The organism is Waddliaceae bacterium (assembly GCA_018694295.1).
Taxonomy (GTDB): Bacteria; Chlamydiota; Chlamydiia; order Chlamydiales; family JABHNK01; genus JABHNK01.
The window spans coordinates 13,551-32,745 of record JABHNK010000035.1 but is presented as its reverse complement, the minus strand read 5'-3'; the positions used below and the strand labels follow the sequence as shown (position 1 = coordinate 32,745).

Here is a 19,195-nt window from a genome sequence, read left to right as displayed (position 1 = left end):
ATGTCCTAATGTTTGGCCTGACCCTATCTTTTACCCCATCTTCACTTACGTTTTAAAGCGCCAAAAGTAAAATTTCCCGGGATCGCGACAGATCAATATCGCTATGTTCACCCAACTTCAAGCGACTGTGTTTTTCAAGACTTTTAATGATCGTATCAATATCTTTTTCTTTCAAATCCACATCACGTAATGATGTAGGTGCCTGCATAGATTTAAAGAAAGCTACAGTACGATCAATAGCCTGGTCTATTAGTTCGTCATTGCTAGCTGAGGTAATACCTAACACGCGTTCAGAATATTGTAGAAGCTTTTCTTCTTTTTGCTTACGTTGTTTTTTTAATACCGCCGGCAAAATAATGCTAAGCGTGCGAGCATGATCGATACCAAAATTTCCTGTAAGCTCATGGCCGATCATATGCGTTGTCCAATCTTGGGGTACACCGGAGCCAATAAGACCGTTCAATGCTAATGTAGCAGCAAACATAATATTAGCACGCGCATCCATATCTTTTGGATTTTCAAGAGCTTTGGGTCCTTCTTCCATTAATGTTAATAGTAATCCTTCGGCGAAACGATCTTGTACTTTCGCATTGACGGGATAGGTGATATATTGTTCCATGACATGTATGAAGGCATCTATAACACCGTTTGATATTTGTCGAGAGGATAAAGAGAGGGTGGTTTTAGGATCAAGAACAGCGAATAAAGGACGCACTAATGGAGACGTAAAAACCAATTTATCATTACCTTTAGAGATGACAGCGCCGATATTCGTTTCGGAACCAGTAGCTGGGAGGGTCAACACACATCCTAGAGGCATAGCATCTGTAACAGGTATGCCTTTTTTCAATATGTCCCAAGCATCATTTCCGTCATATTTTGCTGCTGCAACGACAAATTTTGCGCCATCGATAACAGACCCTCCACCTACAGCAAGGACAAAATTGAAGTTTTCCTTTTTAATTTTTTCAACAGCCTGCATTAAAGTATCATATTGCGGGTTTGGTTCAATCCCTCCAAATTCATCCCAATCATGATCGACAAGGGCTTCTTTTGCCTGTTCATATACGCCATTATGTTTTATCGAACCACCGCCGTAAAGCAGTAATATTTTGCTGTTTTGAGGGATGCTTTCTGCAATTTTTGCTATCTGTCCCTCGCCGAAATAAATAGCCGTTGTATTTTGAAACATAAATGAATTCATACTATCTCCTTCTGTAAACCGCATAATCTTCTTCTTAAATCGCATATGAGACAATAAAGCAGTATAATAATCAACCAAAATTTTATACGGGGGCACGTGCTGAAACCATGAAGTTAAACACTGACCTTACGCGATAGCCATTATTATGAAGGGATTTCGGAATAGGATTTTTCACCACAGAGTCACAGAGAACACAGAGAAGAAAAGAATATGGCTGGGGGCTCCCCCCAGACCTCCTTTTTCATTGAACAATGAATAAACCCGGACACGGCAGTGCCACCTCTCGCCGTTGTCGTAAAAATAAGGTTGCATCTTTACGTTTGCTATAGGAAAAACAAAGAAAGGAAGTGCAATCAACGACAATGGCGACAGCTGTGCGTCCGTTGCGCGCGCTCTGCGCAGTGGGCGCTCTCTGTGTGCTCTGTGGCTCTGTGGTGAAAAAAATCGGTAGTGCGTAACATCAGTTAATCAGACCTTTCTATATCGTCCCGAATCCTTCAATCCTAATCGGCCTAAATGATTAAAGTTTGATTTTATCTGGTTTTCTTGTATAGTTTTAATTGGCTAATAATTAATAAGGATATCATGTATTTAGGCGAATTCAATACTTTATACGCTCTTCGGAAAGCATCATGTGGCATTTTTTTATGGGAAACTGGTAGTGATAGAGATGTTCTGCTTCCAAATAAATATGTCCCTGTCGGCCTTAAGCTTGATGATACTGTAGACGTTTTTCTTTATAGGGACTCTGAAGACCGCATTGTAGCAACAACTATCACCCCAAAAATTCTTTTACATCAATTTGCCACCCTCGAAGTGAAGGAGGTCACTACAATCGGCGCTTTTTTAGATTGGGGACTTGAAAAAGATCTTTTCCTTCCTTTTGTAGAACAAGTGACAAGAGTCAAAAAAGGTGATAAAGTCACTGTTTTTCTCTATCTTGATGAAAGGACAGACCGCTTGGTTGCTTCAGCGAACGTCAGAGACTTTGCTGAGGAGAACACCACCCTTAAAGAAGGTGAAGAGGTCGATCTGCTAGTAGACCAAGAGTCAGACCTTGGATTTCAGGTAATTATTAACAACAAATATATTGGGCTTCTCTTTGCTAACGAGGTTTTTCAGCCTCTCAGCAAGGGAGGCAGGGTTAAGGGCTTTATTAAAAATATTCGCGAAGATGGTAAAATCGATGTTTCTTTACAGAAGCAAGGCTATGGTCAAATCTCGGATTCACAAGGCCTATTGCTTAAAAAATTACAGGAAAACGAGGGTGTCTTGTATCTTACCGACAAGAGTGATCCTGACTTGATAGTACAGAGGATGCAGATGAGCAAAAAGGTTTTTAAAAAGGCTGTGGGAGCTCTTTACAAACAACGAAAAATCAAGATCGAAAGCGATCGTATTGTCCTTATTCAAAAATAATGATGGTATTGCGCCTGACAACGTTACCGTTATAGACATAAAAAAAGAGATCATTTCTTAGGAAATGATCTCTTTTTTAAATGGGGGCGGTTGGGCAGGTTCAGAACTTTTGACTGGAGTGGCATAGCCGAGAATCGGATCAGGCCCGCTCACAACGAGAAAGGCTTCTCAAGTTAATTTTTTAAAGCAAGCCGCTTTCTGGTTTCTTCAAAAAACGCTCGTAACTATAAAAGATATTAAAAAATATTTCTAAAAGGGCTATAATAGTAATAACAGACAGTAAAACTTTTCCTGGGTTTGCTAATATAGAACTGCCTTTATCGTCAAGATACTGTTTCAAGGCAGAATCAGTCACTATTAACAAAGGTAACACAACAAAATTAATCAGCAAAATTTGTTTGTTTTGAGGCGATTTTATAAATTCCATCACTCTTTTTGGAGGTATCATTTTATCCAGACACCATGTAGAGTGCTGATTAGTCGCGCCTAATAGATAAATAATAAAAGGGATTGGTCTAGTAATACTTAAGTGATATTTCAACACAAGGCTTAATGGAATAAAAGCAGTACTGAGAAACAATGACGTATACACAATCGTCGTTTTTTGTTTGGCAAAATCACGGACTCTGACGCCTTGCACTATTTGTTGTCTTCTTAATTGTATCGCTTGAGTGGTGGGAGACGCAGGAATTCCTATATTTATAGGATATTGGTCTGGCGCTGTTTGAGGCGGCCCCGAAACTGCTGCTGGATAATCTGGTGAAGACTGCATATAAGCCTCTCTTGCTGGAAAACCTGTTGAAGGCTGCATATAAGCCTCTCTCCTTTATACTGTTAAATTATAATTTTGGCTGCATTTTAGCATATAAAACATATTATTACAACCTGTTTTTAAACTAGGCTGCACCTCCGGCCCTGCGGGCTTGCCACTGCGTGGCACTCGCATCGCTTCGCGACTTGCGAACCAACATTCAGCATTCTGCATTCTGCAGTCTACAATCAAAACTTGGGGGCGGTTGGGCAGACTCAGAACTTTTGACTGGGGGAGTATCGCTGAGAGCGTGAAGCTAATCAGTTCGTTATTAGCAGCTTAATAGCATAATAGGAAGGCTGGGGCAATCTTCATTCCCGAGTGGTATATACCAAAAAAGATTAGTGTTTGAAATGAACAAAGATTCTGCCAAAATTTTTGGAATCTTTTTCCACGCGGTGATATAATGCTCTAATATGCGGTTGTTGCAGGAATCGTAACACCTTTTTCTTAAGCTGGCCGCTTCCTTTGCCAGGAATGATCTCTATGAGAGGAATTTTCTTTTTTACAGCCTCATCAACGATTCTATTAAGCTCTTCATCAATAGTTTTTCCTTTGTTGAAAATATCATGCAAATCTAATTTCAACTTCGCCATGTTATAATGCCCCTCTTTGCTTTGAGAGCATTTTTAGCCTGCTTTGGATCTTGTTTTTTGAAGTACGACTGAGCTCTTGAATTACATCAAAATTAAGAGTATTTCCCGTCATCTTTTTCACCAGCTTTTTTAGATAAATCCATAAGAAAACAGTTGCTTTGACATCATCAAGAGCGCGGTGCTCTTGATGGCCGGGAGTAACGTTGAAATCAATATATCTCATGAGGGTTCCGAGCTTGTGGTTCTGAACCTCTGGGATAAGTCTTCGTGATAATAACATCGTGCAGAGAAGTGGATTGTTGACACATTTGCCTATCCTATACATTTCAGCATTGAGAAACCTGATATCAAAAGAAGCATTGTGAGCAAGAAGAGGTCTGTCGCCTATGTAATCGTAAAAACGCGACATCACTTCTTTGGGAGAAGGCTGGCCTTGTAGCATAGTGGCCGAAATCCCTGTCAGACCAGTAATGAAATAAGGGACAGGTATTTTTGGATCGCAAAGAGAACTGAAAGAACTTACAATTTCATCATCTTTAACAATCGATGCTCCAACCTCTATAATACGATCAAAATCAGTTGACAGCCCTGTCGTCTCAAGATCGAATATCACAACTTCTTTGCCTACTTCTGTACAATAGTTTTCCATTAACACCTTTTTTAATATTCCCTTGTTTTTGTGATTAAAAACCTATAAACCCACTACTTTTAATTCAGGAAGCAGCGAAATTTGTTCATGATTTTGCTTCGCAAACCAAAGATCATATTGAGCTTGTAAATTCAACCAAAATTCAGCTGATGTTCCAAAAGCGTCAGCAAAATCTAAAGCAATAGCCTCCGTCACACGACGCTTCTTATTTACAATTTCGCTAACCTTAGGCTGAGTCCACGAGCCGCCAAGATGCATAGCAAAGTGCTCTTGAGAGATAGTTAATGGCTTCAAAAACTCCTCCCATAAAACTTCTCCAGGATGAGTTGGCTGTCTATTTTTTGGAAACATTCATCTCTCCATGTTATTTATGATAATCTGTTATTTCTACTTCTTCCGCACCTTTAGCTGTCCATCGAAAAACAATCCGATATTTAACATTAATACGTATACTATGTTTACCCTTTAAATTTCCTTTTAAAGCCTCGAGATGATTAGAGGGCGGTATTTTGAGATCTTCGAGGTCGAGCGCAGCATTTATCATATCTAATTTCCGACTAGCTACTGGGAAAAGAGCTGTATCAAGTCTTTTACGAGCTTTTTTTGTATTAAAACCATCAAAAACGTCATTAGTCGCATCGTCAGCAAATGATTCAATCACTACAGCATCCCTTCTCTATTTAATATCATTATACCATATAATGATATAATTGCAACAGGAAAATAATTTTCAGAAAAGCTTCTCTGGAAACACTTAAATATAAAGGCCTTGTGAAGGCTTTAAACGAGAATGGGGGCGGTTGGACAGGTTCAGAACTTTTGATTGTGACTCTATCGCTCTCAATCCTATCCTTTCTACGCTATTTATTAAAAATTAGCGTCTCATTAATTAGGGATTATGACGCACAATAGAGCTTGTCAACAACCCATGAGACACAGAGGTGCAGAGGGAAAATTTCTTGATCAAGAGTACAAATCAAACCTAAAAAATAGACTTGTATTAATTATTAACGTCTCGTATAGTGCGCGTTATGAGACGAAAAAGAATTAACCCATAACAAATGAGACATAACAATGAAAGAACCATTTACACCTGATACTCTTCCACTAAAGCTTTTAGATCTTGGTGGAATGATAACTGAAATTGGAAAGGCCAATCGCGAAATCGCTGCATTTGGAGGCTTATTGCAAGGAATTCCCAATCCATTCGTGTTGCTCTCGCCTCTTACATCTCAAGAAGCGGTTCTTTCCTCAAAAATTGAAGGGACTCAAGCATCATTACAAGACATGTTAAAATACGAAGCTGGTGACAAACCAACACACAATTCTAAAGCTGATGATGACATACATGAAATCTTAAACTACAGAAAAGCAATGACGACGGCTGTAGATGCTCTAAATTTAAAGCCGATCACCTTAAATCTTATAAAAGATCTACATAAAGTTTTGTTAGAAGGTGTCAGGGGACAAAATATGAGACGGGGTGAATTTCGCCAGAACCAGAACTTCATTGGCAGCCGCGGGAGCTCTATTGAAGATGCAAGCTATATTCCTCCATCTCCGCTTCAATTACTAAAGCATCTTGATAATTGGGAAAAATATATCCATTCTCAGAATATAGACCCATTAGTGCAGTTAAGTATTGTACATGCTCAATTCGAAATTATTCATCCTTTCATGGATGGTAATGGGCGTATAGGTCGAATGCTTATTCCACTTTTTCTTTATGAAAAAAAGGTTATTCCCTATCCAACCTTCTATTTAAGTGCTTATTTAGAGACTAACAGAGAAGAGTACTATGACCGATTAAGCGCTATTTCTAAGAAAGGAGATTGGGTAGGTTGGATACGTTTTTTCTTAAAGGCTATTGCTTTTGAGTCGGAAAAAAACTCACAGAAAGCGCTCACTATATTAAAGTTGTATGATAAAATGAAAGAACAGGTTGCGGAGTGGACACGGTCTCAATACGCTATAGCTGCATTAGAAACATTATTTTCAAGTCCCATCATTTCATCTTCAGATTTTAAGAAAAGAGCAAAAATTCCAAAGCCTACTGCCGCAAGAATTTTGAAAATATTACAAGATCATAAAGTTCTTGATGTAATACGATTACCTCTTGGTCAAAAACCAGCAATATTAGCTTTTACTAAACTTCTCAACATAGTTGAATCATAAGATTATTTCAAATATTGCTAGTATGCTGTCAAGTAAAATGGGGTGCAAGTATTCATACTAAAAAAGCAGAACTAAAAGTTCTGCTTTTTTAGTATGGATGGGGGAGGTTGGGCAGGTTCAGAACTTTTGACTGGGGAAAACTCTACGAACGCCAGAGTTACAGGCTCTCGATTTTCAGTCAATTATACCCCAAGGGGAATTGCTGTTCGGCAGCACCCGTTTACGAATTTTGAATTACTAGCGGCATAAAGATATATTAGTTTCAGTAATGTTCAATTCAAATACGAGAGATTGGGACCGAGGGGCCGGTAGGATCCTTGATTTTTAGTTGTTCTGGCGATAGAATAACTGTTATGCTAAAGACTAGTGTCGATCTCTTCTACTGAGAAAAGTAACATTGCTATCCGATGCTTAAATTAACATCATTGTGTAGCAATCAGGAGTTTCGATGCGTTCATCGAATTAAAAGTATGCTTTACCACAAGGAATGTAAAAAAAAAATATGAACGACTTAGAACGTATAGGGTATAATGATTGGTTTCGCACTCATGTTGATGCTGATAAGGCTGCTACCCATGAAATCGCGCGTGTCGTATCAGTGCACAAAGATAGCTATATCGTAACAAAGGGCCATAGAGAAACATTTGCTGAGCTGTCAGGAAATTTATCTTATCGATCAAGCTCTTCTTTGGACATTCCTACAACGGGTGACTGGGTATATGTTGATTTTTGTGACAATGACTCCTATGCGAGAATCCATGGAGTGCTGCCGAGGAAAACTTTGCTAAAAAGAAAAACCGCGGGGAAGCTGGTGGATTTTCAGCTGATAGCAGCGAATATCGATATCGCTCTTATCATGCAATCGACAGATCTCAATCTAAATCTTAGAAGATTGGAGAGGTACCTGGTAATGGTAAACGAGAGTGGGATCGTTCCGGTAATACTACTCAGCAAGTGTGATCTGGTATCTCAAGATAAGGTTGAGGAAGTGAAGAAAGATATTCAAAGAATCACTCCTCATACGACAGTAGTGCCTTTTAGCAACATGAAGAAAGAAAATACGGATGCAATTAAGGATTCGTTGCTGCCAGGGCAGAGTTATTGTCTGCTTGGCTCATCGGGAGTTGGAAAAACGACCCTTTTAAACAGCCTTTTAGGTAGCGAGCAGTTTAATACACAGACTTTAAGCCAAAAACACTGCAAAGGTAGGCACACTACAACAAGTCGAGAATTAGTACAGATAAAGAACGGAGCTTTGCTTATAGATACTCCCGGAATGAGAGAGCTGGGCAGTATGTCTGTTGATATTGGTCTTGATGAGACATTTTCTGAGGTGCTAGAGCTGGCTCAGCAATGTAAATTTACAGACTGTTCTCACACCAATGAAAAAGGGTGTGCAATATTGGCAGCTCTCAAAAAAGGTGATCTGGCTGAGAATCGGTATGAAAATTATGTAAAAATGCAAAAAGAGTCGGACTTTAATAAAATGTCTTACCTTGAAAAAAGAAAGAAGGATAAGGCTTTTGGCAAGATGACTAAATCAGTGATGAAAGGTAAGCGGAAATATTAGGTGTTTGAGGAGATGAAAAAGCAGAACCTTTCGATTCTGCTTTTCAATCGATGGGGGCGGTTGGATTCGAACCAACGTATCCGTAAGGAAGCGGAGTTACAGTCCGCCGCAATTGGCCACTATGCGACACCCCCAAAAAAGTGACGACACTGAGTCGTTCTCAAGATGTAATGATGCTGGCGGAAGGACTTGAACCCACAACCGTCCGATTACAAGTCGGATGCTCTACCAGTTGAGCTACACCAGCATTGGTAAGAAGTAACGTTATAGCAAAATTGTAGTATTTTATACAAGAGGTTTTGACCCTAATTTCTATCCTTTTGTGATGATCTTCTTAAGTTCGGACATCTCGGAAGGGTCGTCAGGGGATTCTTCAGGAAGATTTTTGGCTTCTTCTTGAAGTTCTTTGAGGCTTTTGTTCATATTCTTCAAATTTGAGAATATTCCGCCCATCTTTTTACAGTACGGGTTGTTTTCCGAGACCATATTAGAAAGCTTGCGGTCGCCAAGCTCTTTCTTCTGGTCGCTATCCCAGCAGCACTTCTTGTATTTCTTTCCAGACCCACAAGGACACGGACTATTACGATTTAATTTCTTTGCCACGATAATAACACCCTCAATAAAACTGTTTATGGTAATAAAATAACAGCCCAAGTATTATAATGCAAACGAATTGAATATCAGAAGGATAAGAGTATGATACCCATCGCGACACCACCATGGAAACAGTGCGGGAAAAAGATCGAAAGCACTATGCGTAAAGCCCTATACGACTTTGCTATCATCGAAGGAATCGACAGCATCGCCGTCGCCCTCAGCGGCGGAAAAGATAGCATGACGCTACTATATATGCTAAAAGCAATAATAGGCCGTGGATTTCCCGACATAAAAATCCATGCAATATACGTCGCCGGAGAATATTCCTGCGGTGCCGGCGTAGACGAAAATATGCTACGAGCAGTATGCCGCGAACTCGACGTCAACTTCATCGTCTGTCATTCCACACAAACCCTTGAGAACCTCGAATGCTACAGATGCTCGCGAGAACGTCGCTCGCTAATATTCGACGCCGCAAAAGAAGCCGGAACAACAACGATAGCCTTCGGACACCACCGCGATGATAACATCCAAACCACTATGATGAATATGCTCCACAAAGGAGAGTTCGCCGGAAACCTCCCCAAGCTGCTCATGAAAAAATATGGCGTCACAATAGTGCGCCCCCTAATATACGTCGCAGAAAACGATATAAAAACCTTCGCAAAACAACACGGCTTCAACCGCATAACATGCCAATGCCCCGTCGGCCAGAACTCCCTACGAAAAAAAGTCGACGATATCATCACAGACATCGAAGATACCTTCCCAAATGCCCGCAAAAACATCGCCCACGCTGTGCAAACCTACGGCTCCAATAAGTCCGCCACAATGTCAAGGCCTCCGCGACCTTAACAATCCGCGGCAAAGAGCGAGCCCTTTGCAAACCCTCGGCAAAACAAAAGAGCAAAAGCGTCTCGCCTTTGTTCTTTTCTTTGTCGCCTACATGGGGAGCCCAGAGGAGAACTTCTCCTCTGGCGGGAGCGGTGAGGGCAGGGCCCTCGCCATTAACGCTAGTTGGCCGCATGCGGCGTTGATGTCATCACCTTTGGTATATCGGCAGGTCGTTATTATTTTATGTTTTGTTAGGGTGTCGTAGAAGTGTTTTATTGTGTTGGAGGGTGGTCGTTGGTATGGGAGACCTTCTACGGCGTTGTATGGGATGAGGTTTACTGTGCATTGTCGGTGGCGTAGTAGGGCGATTAGGGCTTTGGCGTCGGCGGGGGAGTCGTTGATATCGCGGAGGAGGGTATATTCGTATGTTATATCGCGTTTTGTTGTGGAGGAATAGTGGTCCATGGCTTTGAGGATATCTTTGAGGTCGTAGCGTTTTGCGTATGGGATTATCTTTGTGCGGAGGGTTTGTTCTGGTGCGTGGAGAGATAGGACGAGGTTGACTTTTAGGCCTTCTTCGGCGAGGGCGTATATTTTCTCTACGACACCGACGGTAGACACTGTTATACGGCGCTGTGATAGGGCGAGGGCATTGGGGTCGATGAATAGACGTATTGCTGCGATGACGGCGTCGTAGTTCTCTAGGGGCTCGCCCATTCCCATGAAGACGACGTGTGACACGCGCTCGTCTTTTTCGTTGAGGATGGTGTCGATGGCGACGACCTGTTCGACGATTTCTGCTGTTGTCAGGTTCCTGAAGAAGCCTTTACGTCCTGAAGCGCAGAAAGCACAACGTGCTGGACATCCGACTTGTGTCGAGACGCATACCGTACGTCGTTTTTCTGAAGATATAAGGACGGATTCTACCATGAGGTTGTCGTCGAGTTTCCACAGGTATTTTGCCGTCTCGGCGTCGTTGGAGTCGACGGTATTTGCTGGCGATATTGTTGAGATCCTGAAATCTTCGGAGAGAGCATCGCGGAGGCTTTTGCTGACGTTGCTCATATCTTCCCACGAAGAGGCGTTTTTCTCGTAGAGCCATTGGAATATCTGCTTGGCGCGGAAGGGTTTTTCTCCGTTGGCGACGAGCCATTCTTCTAGTGCTGGTAGTGTAGTACTATATATGTCCATAATATCAAAAAGCATACCATGGTATAGCCTAAAAAAGCAAGTAAACAATTGACTTATAAGGGTATATTGTTGTATTATATATACAAATTATTATGAGGTAATACGATGGTAGAAAGAATATATGTTACTGCTAAAGCTGATGTTGTGGAGTGTGCTCCTGAGGAAATCTACGTAGCTAAGGAAGAGCAGACTGTTACTTTTTACGATGTTTCAGCAGCGAAATCGTTATTCAACAGTGTTGTTGCTGTTCCAATGGAAGAATATAGAACAACATATCCTATGAATGTGTTGGCATATTGTGACACAAGAAAACCTTGTGATTATACTGAGATTTTAGCTTCAGAACAGGTTCTTCGTGTTGCTGATAGATGGCAAGAGGCGATAGTTAGGGAAGCAGAAGACATTAGAGAAAAACTTAAGGAAACAGATTTATTTCTTCATCGTCTTTGTTCTGATGTTCTTCATGAGTCTAGAATGCAATTATCGCGCCTTATGACATCAATTCCAAAAGCTTACGAAGTTGTACAGCTCGTATAATTTTATTGGTTTTCTTCGCCGCGCTTTTCTACGACGATAGAGCGTATTGTGCTGTTGTCTTTACCGGAAAAGCCACGTATCAACGTTATAATCCCTATGCCGACGAAAACGATCACAGCAGGAGACACCTGCAGATGCGGGAATATCTCCCCAAAACGTACTAGAAAATATATCCCTAGCGTTACAACGACACTAGTTATGCAGGTGACGATCTTCTTCTGGAAGCCGAAGCGTATGAAAAACTGTATGGCGAAGAGAAGCATGATGTCAGGCCACCACCTGTTGAAGTAGTGTATTATTGCAAGGCCGAAGAAAAAGATTCCATTCGATAATCCTCGTGCTACGCGAGCGCGTTTTTCTGTTTCGATATATGACGTCATAAGGAGCCTCCTGACTGTTTTCCACTATATTATTTTTTTGATGTGATAAAAGTCAAACAATCAATGCTCTGATATTATAACACCTTGAGGAGATTTTTTTTCCCATAAAAGCTTATCCCCGACGGTGATGTTATTGTCATCAAACCAGCCAGACATAACCTCTAATGCATAGCGTGTCTTCTTATGTGACGATATATTGTTTTTATTGAAAAACACGACGATAGGGTCATTGTAATAGTATTTTTTTAGGTCTTGGAGGGTGTTGACAGGACGCGATGGGTCCATCTTCTCGGGAAATGCCCGCAGTGTGTGAATTTCTGTGATGGTGCCTTTGTCGTCGAGGAAAGCTACCGATATGTCGAACAGACATCCGAAGCTCCACATTGTCTGTATCTGTTTTTTTTTGAAGGAGAAAAGCATCCCTGTATTGTCTGGCAGCGTTTCGCGGGCCATAAGACCCCACTGTATCTCTTCGGCGGTAGTTGCATGCTCTAGCGATATTTCCGTGCCATATGATTCAGAAGACGCTAATAGCGACGTCGTCAGCAGCATAGTAACTATTGTGCTGATAAGGGCGTATCGTATATTATATAGTAAAAGTATCATAGGAACAGACTATGCCAGCAGATCGTTTTTTTGTCGATAGCACTCTTGTCGAAGGTGATAATATCGTCGTGGAAGGCCAGGAATTCACCCACCTTACCAAGGCTATGCGTTGCGGCGTCGGCGACACCGTCGAGGTCGTCAATGGCAAGGGTTACCTCGCCACCGCAACCATTGATGCCGTGACAAAACGTCACGCATCACTCGCCATCAAGAGCGTAGAGTTTTTCGAAAGGCCTACGCCGCAGGTAATATTGGCGCAGGCGATGCCGCGGTTAAGCCGTCTCGACATTATCCTTGAAAAAGGTACGGAGCTGGGGATGTCGGTTTTGTGGCTGTTCCACGGAGACAGGAGCGAGAAAAAGTCTATAAGCGACAATCAGCGCCGTCGTATCACGACGGTGATGGTTTCTGCTATGAAACAATGCGGCAGGTTGTGGCTTCCTGACGTCGTCGAGATGCCACCGATCAGCAAATGGAATGGCATCGACGGCACTATATTTTTCGGCGACATAGACCCTACAGCGCCTTTGCTTTCAAAAGCATGGGAAGATCGTGGCGACGGCGATATTATCTTCGCAGTAGGACCCGAGAGCGGTTTTTCCGATGGAGAAGATAAGATATTGCGGGACCTTGGCGCTATAGGCGTTAAACTCCACAATAACATCCTACGTACCGATACAGCATCCCTTATGGCGCTGAGCCTCATAAGTCATTTTTCAATGATCAATGATCAATGATCAATTAAAAGTAAGTATTGTTCACTGGTCACTGATCAGGCTTCTAGTGGGAAGATAGGGTTTATTTTGGGGGAGTGTCCGATGTCGCTAAAAACCTCTGCTTTTGTCCTGTGGCTTTCGATGATTGTAGTGGCAAGGTCTTCGAGGAAATATTCGTGCGACAGTGTTTTTTCTACCATGCTTTTTAAAGGGATAGCTCCAGCTATAGAGAAGCGTTTGTAGTGGCCTACGACGCTGTCGGCGCCGGAGAAGTCGAAGACTATCTGCAGGAAGTAGTCGTCGATGAGGGCATCGCTTATCGTTTTGTAGGGGAGTATTTTGGCACCGTCGAAAGAAACCTCTTCACGATATTCTTCGGGGACCATAATGGAGAACATACCTTTGGGATATATCGCCCTGAAAAGTGGAAGTGCTTTATTTACGATGTCGAAGAACTTACGTTCTTTTGGCATGACGATGCCGACAGTATCATAGCGATATTGCCTTTTCGCATGGTGATGTTGGTGTTGTTTCCAACGCTTATGCTGCCACAACCACTGCCCCGGGTGTTCGCTGATGCCTTTTTCGACGATTTTAATGGCGTCGTCCATAATAGCAGGGACTTCTTCTTTGAAAGGCTTTGAGGTGTCGGGGACGATAGGCTCAGAGTATCTGATAGTATAGTTTCCGCTGTCGTTGCGGTATATCGTAGCGACACAAAGGTTCGCGTCAGCTTTATAGGCGAGAAGGGCCGGGGCCATAGAAGAAGATGCCTTTGTCCCGAAGAAATCTGTGGAGTATGAACTTTCAGGGAAGCCCTGGTCGGCGACGATCCCGACAAGATGTCCTTGTTTCAAAGCTTTTACACATGGTGACAAGGCGTTTTTATGGTCTACGATGGTGCCGCCGAACATCTCCCTGATGCCAAGAAGCCAACGGTATAAAAAAGGGTTTTTCTGAGGCTTGCCGATGCCGACACCATAGCCATATGACGACATGTGTAGGAAGGTAAGCTCCCAGTTAGCTTGGTGTGCACAGAAAACTACGAAGCCCTTTTCGTCGGAACAAAGGCGTTCCAAGACCTTAGGGTTTTCGCACGAGATAATATCGTCGAGACAACGCCGCCTTCCAAGGCGAAACAACTCAAGAGTGACAACACATAGATTCTGAAACGACTCTTTTGCTATGGTATGGGCGTCGTCATTCGAAAGGTCGAGACTGCGTGCCAAGGCAAGGTTGTTAAGGGTCTGTTTACGGTGTTTCTTGGCGAAAAGATACCCCGCCGTACCGATAAACCTCCCAAGGGATCGCAACATAGAGTATGGCAGCAGTGACAACGGAAAGATGACACACCGCAGCAGCGAGTATGAGATTGCATACTTTATTGTAGAGATCATAGCAAAGTTCACATGGTTTCGAGTGTTTCGGTGACTATAGTATCAAGCTGATGAGAAAAGTCAAGATGTTTGACGCTATTACGTATCGCCGAGGCCTGCGATGGCGTCTTGGGGCGTTCCATCGCCATAGCAAGAGTAGCAGCGAAACCTTCGGCATCATAAAGGTCTTCGAGGATAGCTCCAGTATCGCTTGTAATAACTTCATGGCCGCCATTGCTCTTCGACGTCACGACAAAAACCCCCATAGCAAGAGCTTCGACGGTGACATTAGCGAAAGGATCGTAGTTCGAAGGTATAACAAGAGCGTCGGCGACTTTGTAGAAGTCTATGACATCATCTCGAGCGCCAAAGAAATGTACATTGCTGCCAATGCCAAGATCTTCGGCAAGGGAAGAAAACTCTTTAAGATTTTTGTCGGCACCGACGACAGAAAGAACAAAGTCACGGCGTGGCAATAATGACAGCGCCCTAAGCAGAAGGTCGAGACCCTTGCGCTTAAAACCACCGCCGACGAAAAGGAAATGATATGATTCGTCGGTAACGCCGAAGCGCTTTAATAGCTTACAACGCTCCGAAGGCCATAAGTCAAAGGCATTACCCATCTCAGACCATTCTACGCCATTATGTATGACGGAGATTTTTTTGGGGTTGACGGTATAGTATGACAAAATTTCGTCGCGGACCATAGCAGAGTTTGTGAAAAGACGGCGCAAGGACTTCCCTTCGTATGTAGACTTCTCTAAAGAAAGAATTTTTCTGTGAAGGGGATTTACAGCAAAAGAAAGGCGCTTCAACGAAGAAGCCGTAGCACGGCGCCTGTCAAGATATGCAGCATGGACGCCATTGCCGGCACGATAGTGCGTCTGGAAGCTGTGACGGTCCATCCCGAAGACAACATCATATCCATTGCTGCCGAGCCATGACATACACCCTCTGTCGAAAGATACGATGTCATAATATGATAGGAAACGTCTCTTGGAGACGATCTCATACGATACCTTCTCCGACGATGACGGTGGCTCGCCAGAGGTCAATACCGTCACTGTACATCCACGATCAGCGAAAGCATCAGCAAGGCGTGATGTGTATTTCTCAACGCCACCACGATTGGCAACATTGCTCTTTAACAGGACGACGTTCGTCATTGCCCAAGACCTACACCAGAAACGTCTTTGAGGATGATGCTGTCGTCCTGAAGCCTGGCGTCAAGACGGAAAGAATTTTCGTTGGCTTTGTAAAATTCCAGGTCTCCCATGTATTTTTTGAAGCGATCGCGTAGCTGCTTTTCGCGGAGGTGCCTAGGCAATGTCAAATCCTTCATCCTGATGCTGTCGTCCATCATCATAGAAACATATTTGTTTTCCATAGAAATAACGTCGATAAATTGTATCGTCCACCGCAACGTCTCGCGCTCTTCATTAGGAGCCGCTATGATGAAGAGCTCAATGTTGTCACTTACAATGTCGAGGAAAAGCTTACTGACATTTCCAGCAAAAAGAGGAATAGTAAGATATGATACGCCTCTACCTTTTGAAACGATTTCACCCTCGGCAAAAGAACAATTTTCGGGGTTTAACGAAGAAATATGCTCGGTAGGAAAAAATACTCGTAGTGGTATGTTCCTATCAATAGGGATGAACTGTTTCTTTAAAAACGTTATCTGAAGCTTCTCAGCTTCTGGAGTGTCAACAGGGACGCGAGAACCATGATAGAAAGGAACGGATATATGTTTCCACGAGTCAGGGACATAATAAACGACCTCGTCTTTGCGGAAAGGATGCTCGTCGGTTTCAAGCTCGTCGAGGTCGTCTTTGCTGATATTGCCAAGATCGAAGACAAGAGAAGTTCCCTTGCTTTTGAAGTCCAAAACCTCTTCTTTAGGACCGCTGACAGTATACTTCAGGTCTTGTGGCCATACGTCAAGCCATTGGTAGCCAGGAGGAGGCTCGCCGATAGGAGAACGTATGTGTATCTCAATCTCTTCGGTGACAAGCTTGCTGAGCCTGATGAAAAGCTCGTTGTGGTGGACAGTAGAAATGTTGTGGACAAGATCGATGTCAGGGTTCTTGCTGACGAGGTTCTTCTTGTCGATGTCGATAAGCCAGTCGTCGGGTTTATCAGAAGCATCGAGGACGATCTCGAGGTCTTCGGGCTTGAGCTTTTCGAGGATGGACTTCCTACCTTTGATCGTCAGCGATATGCGCTGCATAAGATGGCCAGAAGGAAGCAGCTTCTTCGACGTCTTGTCTTCGGGAAGATTGATGATCTTAATCTGTACGTTGGGGATGGTACGCGTCGTCGTTATAGAATGATTGACGAGCGACCATACAAACACCGCAGCGATCAACGAGATAATATATTGCTTCCAGTTTCTAGTAAGGAATTCTCTGATAGAAAGCTTCATGCTTTGGAACCCTCACTTTCTTTCGTGGTATTGTTTGTGAAACGTGACATAAGATATTGCGGTAAAGTTTTTTTCTTCGGCAGAGTAGTCGTCATACTATGAGGGACGGTGAAAACACTGCGTAAAATCCCTTTGAAACGGTCGACTTTGATGCCGCGTGTCATAATACCCTCACGGGCGAGAGATACTTTGCCGCTCTCTTCGGAGACGACGATGATGATAGCGTCGGAGGTCTGACTCATCCCAAGGCCAGCACGATGACGCGTTCCCATAGACTTCGTAACCTGAAAAGTGTCTTCCGCTAAAGGTAATATCGTCGCTGCCGATAGTATCGTTGAATTCCTTATAATGACAGCACCGTCGTGGAGAGGCGTCGTCGTCATGAATACCGACTCTAAAAGCTCCGAAGAAAAGTCAGCATTGAGAACCACAGACTTTTTGACGTATTCGTCGAGAGTCTCTTGGTTTTCAAGGACAATAAGAGCGCCGACCTTTTTCTCCGCAAGACGGTATACCGAAAAGGCAATGTTCTCAAGGAAATGCTCGAACTCAGTGCTAGCACGGTATTTCTTGCTCTTGAAACTCAGCTTGGCAAGGGCAAGGCGTAGCTCCGGCTGGAAGATGATAAGGATAGCAAAAACAGCAACATTTACAATCTGGAACATCAACTTCTCCAAAACAGGGAGGTTGAGCCAGCTCACCAAGACAAAAATAAGAAGGAACGCTAAAAACCCAAAAGCAAGGTCCATGGCACGAGTGTTCCAGAAAAATGAAAGCAGGAAGTTGAACAAGATAGCGATAGTCACTATCTCAAAGAACGGTATCAAAGCTTGGAAAAGTCCCAATAACATGACGCGATATAACCCTGTGCCTTCATTGCTTTTTTTTGTACGTATCACCACAAAAAGCACAATCTAGGACTATAAACCACAAGATAGAGCCAATCTACGACGTATGATACTAAAAATAATATTAATAGATCACAGTAATAAAAGCAACTACATAATTTCTTGAGAATTTCGAAGGTAGTACAATATCATCGCAACTCAATGTCGCTAAAAGAATAAAGAAAAAAGATGAAAAAGTATGAAAATACCATTGCTTTTTTTAAAAGAGAAAGATACAATTTTAACTGAGATTGTTAGAAGATTAATTATAATAATGGCGGCAGACGCCGATGTAATAATAACATGCTGAAGATCTTAGAGCTTTTTTCTACTCTGCGGATGCGATGGTACTATCCAGTGTCGTTGCCTGCGGATATTTCCCTTGCTTTGGGCATCGATCTCCCGCAAAAAAAGATCGCTTTCGAAGATCTTATGCGCTTCCTTATAAGTCCAAAAATCCGCCCTAAACGCCTAAAACGCTTTATGCCTAGAGAAAAAGCCGAAGCAGTTTTTAACGGTGCTGTAAGAAAGGATGTCTTCGCATATAATTCCGTATATTCCTATTACTTCCGTAACGGGTGGCTGGAGTTTATCCTACAATTCGATAATAAATCACGCCTCCGTAGGATATACGTCCAACATAAAGACATATATCAAGACGATGGCGTTGAAATTAATTTGAATACATTGTCTGCTTAAGTTCTGGCAAATAAACCGCTTTCTCTGTTATCATCTTAATAAACAACAACGAATAGATTATTATGCTGCCAAAGAAAAAATCCCGAGAAATAGCTTTTCAGATGCTCTTCGCCCATGATGTCGGCGAGGGCATCGGTGATGACATAACAGCGCTTGTCATGGAACAGCTTAAGGTTACACGAAAAGATGTCCATGCAGCACGAGATGTTGTAGAGATGATATCTTCTAAGATGTCGCATATCGATGAGATCATCACAAAGACTTCTGTCGATTACGACTTCGAGCGTATACAACGCGCAGAGCGCAATATCTTACGCCTCGCTATATACGAAATTCTTTATGATGAAGACATCCCAGCAAAAGTCGCTTTAGCAGAAGCTATACGCTTGTGCCGTAAGTTCAGCACGTCGGAGTCTGTGTCTTTTGTCAACGCCATCCTCGACGCTGTATGCCGTAAGCATTGTCCTGGCGATCTTGACGATAAATAATTTTTTTTGTATCGCTTTTGCTCGATATCTCGTAT

At 42.7% G+C, this 19,195-nt stretch carries 21 protein-coding genes, 2 tRNA genes and 1 pseudogene; 8 read left to right on the top strand and 16 right to left on the bottom strand.

All coding sequences use genetic code 11. From position 1 onward, the window contains the following. Positions 1–52 precede the first annotated feature (52 nt). A complete protein-coding gene (locus HN980_03990; protein MBT6928637.1) occupies positions 53–1,204 on the bottom strand; it encodes an iron-containing alcohol dehydrogenase in 1,152 nt (383 codons plus the stop codon). A gap of 585 nt (positions 1,205–1,789) precedes the next feature. On the opposite strand from HN980_03990, the gene HN980_03985 reads away from it, so the two are divergent. Then, positions 1,790–2,623 carry a GntR family transcriptional regulator gene (locus HN980_03985; GenBank protein MBT6928636.1) on the top strand — a complete coding sequence of 278 codons (834 nt, stop codon included), beginning with the start codon at positions 1,790–1,792 and terminating at the stop codon, positions 2,621–2,623. A 181-nt stretch (positions 2,624–2,804) separates the two neighbouring features. Here the strand turns inward: HN980_03985 and HN980_03980 are convergent, their stop codons facing one another. The 5 genes from HN980_03980 to HN980_03960 form a co-directional block, all read right to left on the bottom strand. After that, the gene (locus HN980_03980; protein ID MBT6928635.1) at positions 2,805–3,434 is read right to left on the bottom strand and encodes a hypothetical protein; all 630 of its coding nucleotides are present in this window, start codon (positions 3,432–3,434) and stop codon (positions 2,805–2,807) included. A gap of 341 nt (positions 3,435–3,775) precedes the next feature. After that, positions 3,776–4,030 carry a Smr/MutS family protein gene (locus HN980_03975; GenBank protein ID MBT6928634.1) on the bottom strand — a complete coding sequence of 85 codons (255 nt, stop codon included), beginning with the start codon at positions 4,028–4,030 and terminating at the stop codon, positions 3,776–3,778. A 1-nt stretch (position 4,031) separates the two neighbouring features. After that, positions 4,032–4,679, bottom strand: a complete 648-nt coding sequence (locus HN980_03970; protein MBT6928633.1) for a 3'-5' exonuclease — start codon at positions 4,677–4,679, stop codon at positions 4,032–4,034. 42 nt (positions 4,680–4,721) lie between these two features. Continuing rightward, a complete protein-coding gene (locus tag HN980_03965) occupies positions 4,722–5,030 on the bottom strand; it encodes a HigA family addiction module antidote protein (GenBank protein ID MBT6928632.1) in 309 nt (102 codons plus the stop codon). A gap of 13 nt (positions 5,031–5,043) precedes the next feature. Then, complete coding sequence (locus HN980_03960; protein MBT6928631.1) at positions 5,044–5,340, bottom strand: plasmid maintenance system killer protein; 297 nt, start codon at positions 5,338–5,340, stop codon at positions 5,044–5,046. Positions 5,341–5,753: 413 nt separating this feature from the next. On the opposite strand from HN980_03960, the gene HN980_03955 reads away from it, so the two are divergent. Beyond that, positions 5,754–6,854 (top strand): Fic family protein, encoded by a 1,101-nt coding sequence (locus tag HN980_03955; protein ID MBT6928630.1) that lies wholly within the window; start codon positions 5,754–5,756, stop codon positions 6,852–6,854. Positions 6,855–7,356: 502 nt separating this feature from the next. Further along, a complete protein-coding gene (gene rsgA / locus HN980_03950) occupies positions 7,357–8,424 on the top strand; it encodes a ribosome small subunit-dependent GTPase A (protein MBT6928629.1) in 1,068 nt (355 codons plus the stop codon). 51 nt (positions 8,425–8,475) lie between these two features. Here rsgA and HN980_03945 read toward each other — a convergent pair. The 3 genes and pseudogenes from HN980_03945 to HN980_03935 form a co-directional block, all read right to left on the bottom strand. Further along, positions 8,476–8,558, bottom strand: a tRNA-Tyr gene (locus HN980_03945). A 40-nt stretch (positions 8,559–8,598) separates the two neighbouring features. After that, positions 8,599–8,671 (bottom strand) — tRNA-Thr (locus tag HN980_03940). 287 nt (positions 8,672–8,958) lie between these two features. Then, positions 8,959–9,039 (bottom strand): annotated as a pseudogene (locus tag HN980_03935) (SEC-C domain-containing protein). An 81-nt stretch (positions 9,040–9,120) separates the two neighbouring features. Between HN980_03935 and HN980_03930 the strand changes: the two are divergent. Next, on the top strand, positions 9,121–9,876 hold the full coding sequence (locus tag HN980_03930; GenBank protein MBT6928628.1) for a tRNA 2-thiocytidine biosynthesis protein TtcA: 756 nt from the start codon (positions 9,121–9,123) through the stop codon (positions 9,874–9,876). An 87-nt stretch (positions 9,877–9,963) separates the two neighbouring features. Here HN980_03930 and rlmN read toward each other — a convergent pair whose 3' ends face one another. Further along, positions 9,964–11,046: a 23S rRNA (adenine(2503)-C(2))-methyltransferase RlmN gene (gene rlmN / locus HN980_03925; GenBank protein MBT6928627.1), complete on the bottom strand. Its 1,083-nt coding sequence runs from the start codon at positions 11,044–11,046 to the stop codon at positions 9,964–9,966. A gap of 105 nt (positions 11,047–11,151) precedes the next feature. Between rlmN and HN980_03920 the strand changes: the two genes are divergently transcribed. Beyond that, positions 11,152–11,583 carry a hypothetical protein gene (locus HN980_03920; GenBank protein ID MBT6928626.1) on the top strand — a complete coding sequence of 144 codons (432 nt, stop codon included), beginning with the start codon at positions 11,152–11,154 and terminating at the stop codon, positions 11,581–11,583. 2 nt (positions 11,584–11,585) lie between these two features. Here the strand turns inward: HN980_03920 and HN980_03915 are convergent, their stop codons facing one another. Next, a complete protein-coding gene (locus HN980_03915) occupies positions 11,586–11,963 on the bottom strand; it encodes a hypothetical protein (protein MBT6928625.1) in 378 nt (125 codons plus the stop codon). Between the two features lie 60 nt (positions 11,964–12,023). Next, positions 12,024–12,569 (bottom strand): DUF192 domain-containing protein, encoded by a 546-nt coding sequence (locus HN980_03910; GenBank protein ID MBT6928624.1) that lies wholly within the window; start codon positions 12,567–12,569, stop codon positions 12,024–12,026. 11 nt (positions 12,570–12,580) lie between these two features. Between HN980_03910 and HN980_03905 the strand changes: the two genes are divergently transcribed. Beyond that, entirely contained in the window at positions 12,581–13,306 is a 726-nt protein-coding gene (locus HN980_03905; GenBank protein ID MBT6928623.1) for a 16S rRNA (uracil(1498)-N(3))-methyltransferase, read from the top strand. A 35-nt stretch (positions 13,307–13,341) separates the two neighbouring features. Here HN980_03905 and HN980_03900 read toward each other — a convergent pair whose 3' ends face one another. The 4 genes from HN980_03900 to HN980_03885 are packed head-to-tail and all read right to left on the bottom strand — an operon-like array spanning position 13,342 to position 17,937. Next, positions 13,342–14,682: a hypothetical protein gene (locus tag HN980_03900; GenBank protein ID MBT6928622.1), complete on the bottom strand. Its 1,341-nt coding sequence runs from the start codon at positions 14,680–14,682 to the stop codon at positions 13,342–13,344. Between the two features lie 8 nt (positions 14,683–14,690). After that, positions 14,691–15,827: a glycosyltransferase family 4 protein gene (locus HN980_03895; GenBank protein MBT6928621.1), complete on the bottom strand. Its 1,137-nt coding sequence runs from the start codon at positions 15,825–15,827 to the stop codon at positions 14,691–14,693. Continuing rightward, positions 15,824–17,086: a hypothetical protein gene (locus HN980_03890; GenBank protein MBT6928620.1), complete on the bottom strand. Its 1,263-nt coding sequence runs from the start codon at positions 17,084–17,086 to the stop codon at positions 15,824–15,826. Before HN980_03890 ends, HN980_03895 begins: the two co-directional genes overlap by 4 nt. After that, positions 17,083–17,937 carry a TIGR00159 family protein gene (locus tag HN980_03885; GenBank protein ID MBT6928619.1) on the bottom strand — a complete coding sequence of 285 codons (855 nt, stop codon included), beginning with the start codon at positions 17,935–17,937 and terminating at the stop codon, positions 17,083–17,085. The genes HN980_03890 and HN980_03885 overlap by 4 nt, the downstream gene beginning before the upstream one ends. A gap of 339 nt (positions 17,938–18,276) precedes the next feature. On the opposite strand from HN980_03885, the gene HN980_03880 reads away from it, so the two are divergent. Both HN980_03880 and nusB read left to right on the top strand, forming a co-directional pair. Further along, a complete protein-coding gene (locus HN980_03880; protein MBT6928618.1) occupies positions 18,277–18,672 on the top strand; it encodes a hypothetical protein in 396 nt (131 codons plus the stop codon). 59 nt (positions 18,673–18,731) lie between these two features. Further along, complete coding sequence (gene nusB, locus HN980_03875) at positions 18,732–19,160, top strand: transcription antitermination factor NusB (protein MBT6928617.1); 429 nt, start codon at positions 18,732–18,734, stop codon at positions 19,158–19,160. Positions 19,161–19,195 lie beyond the last annotated feature (35 nt).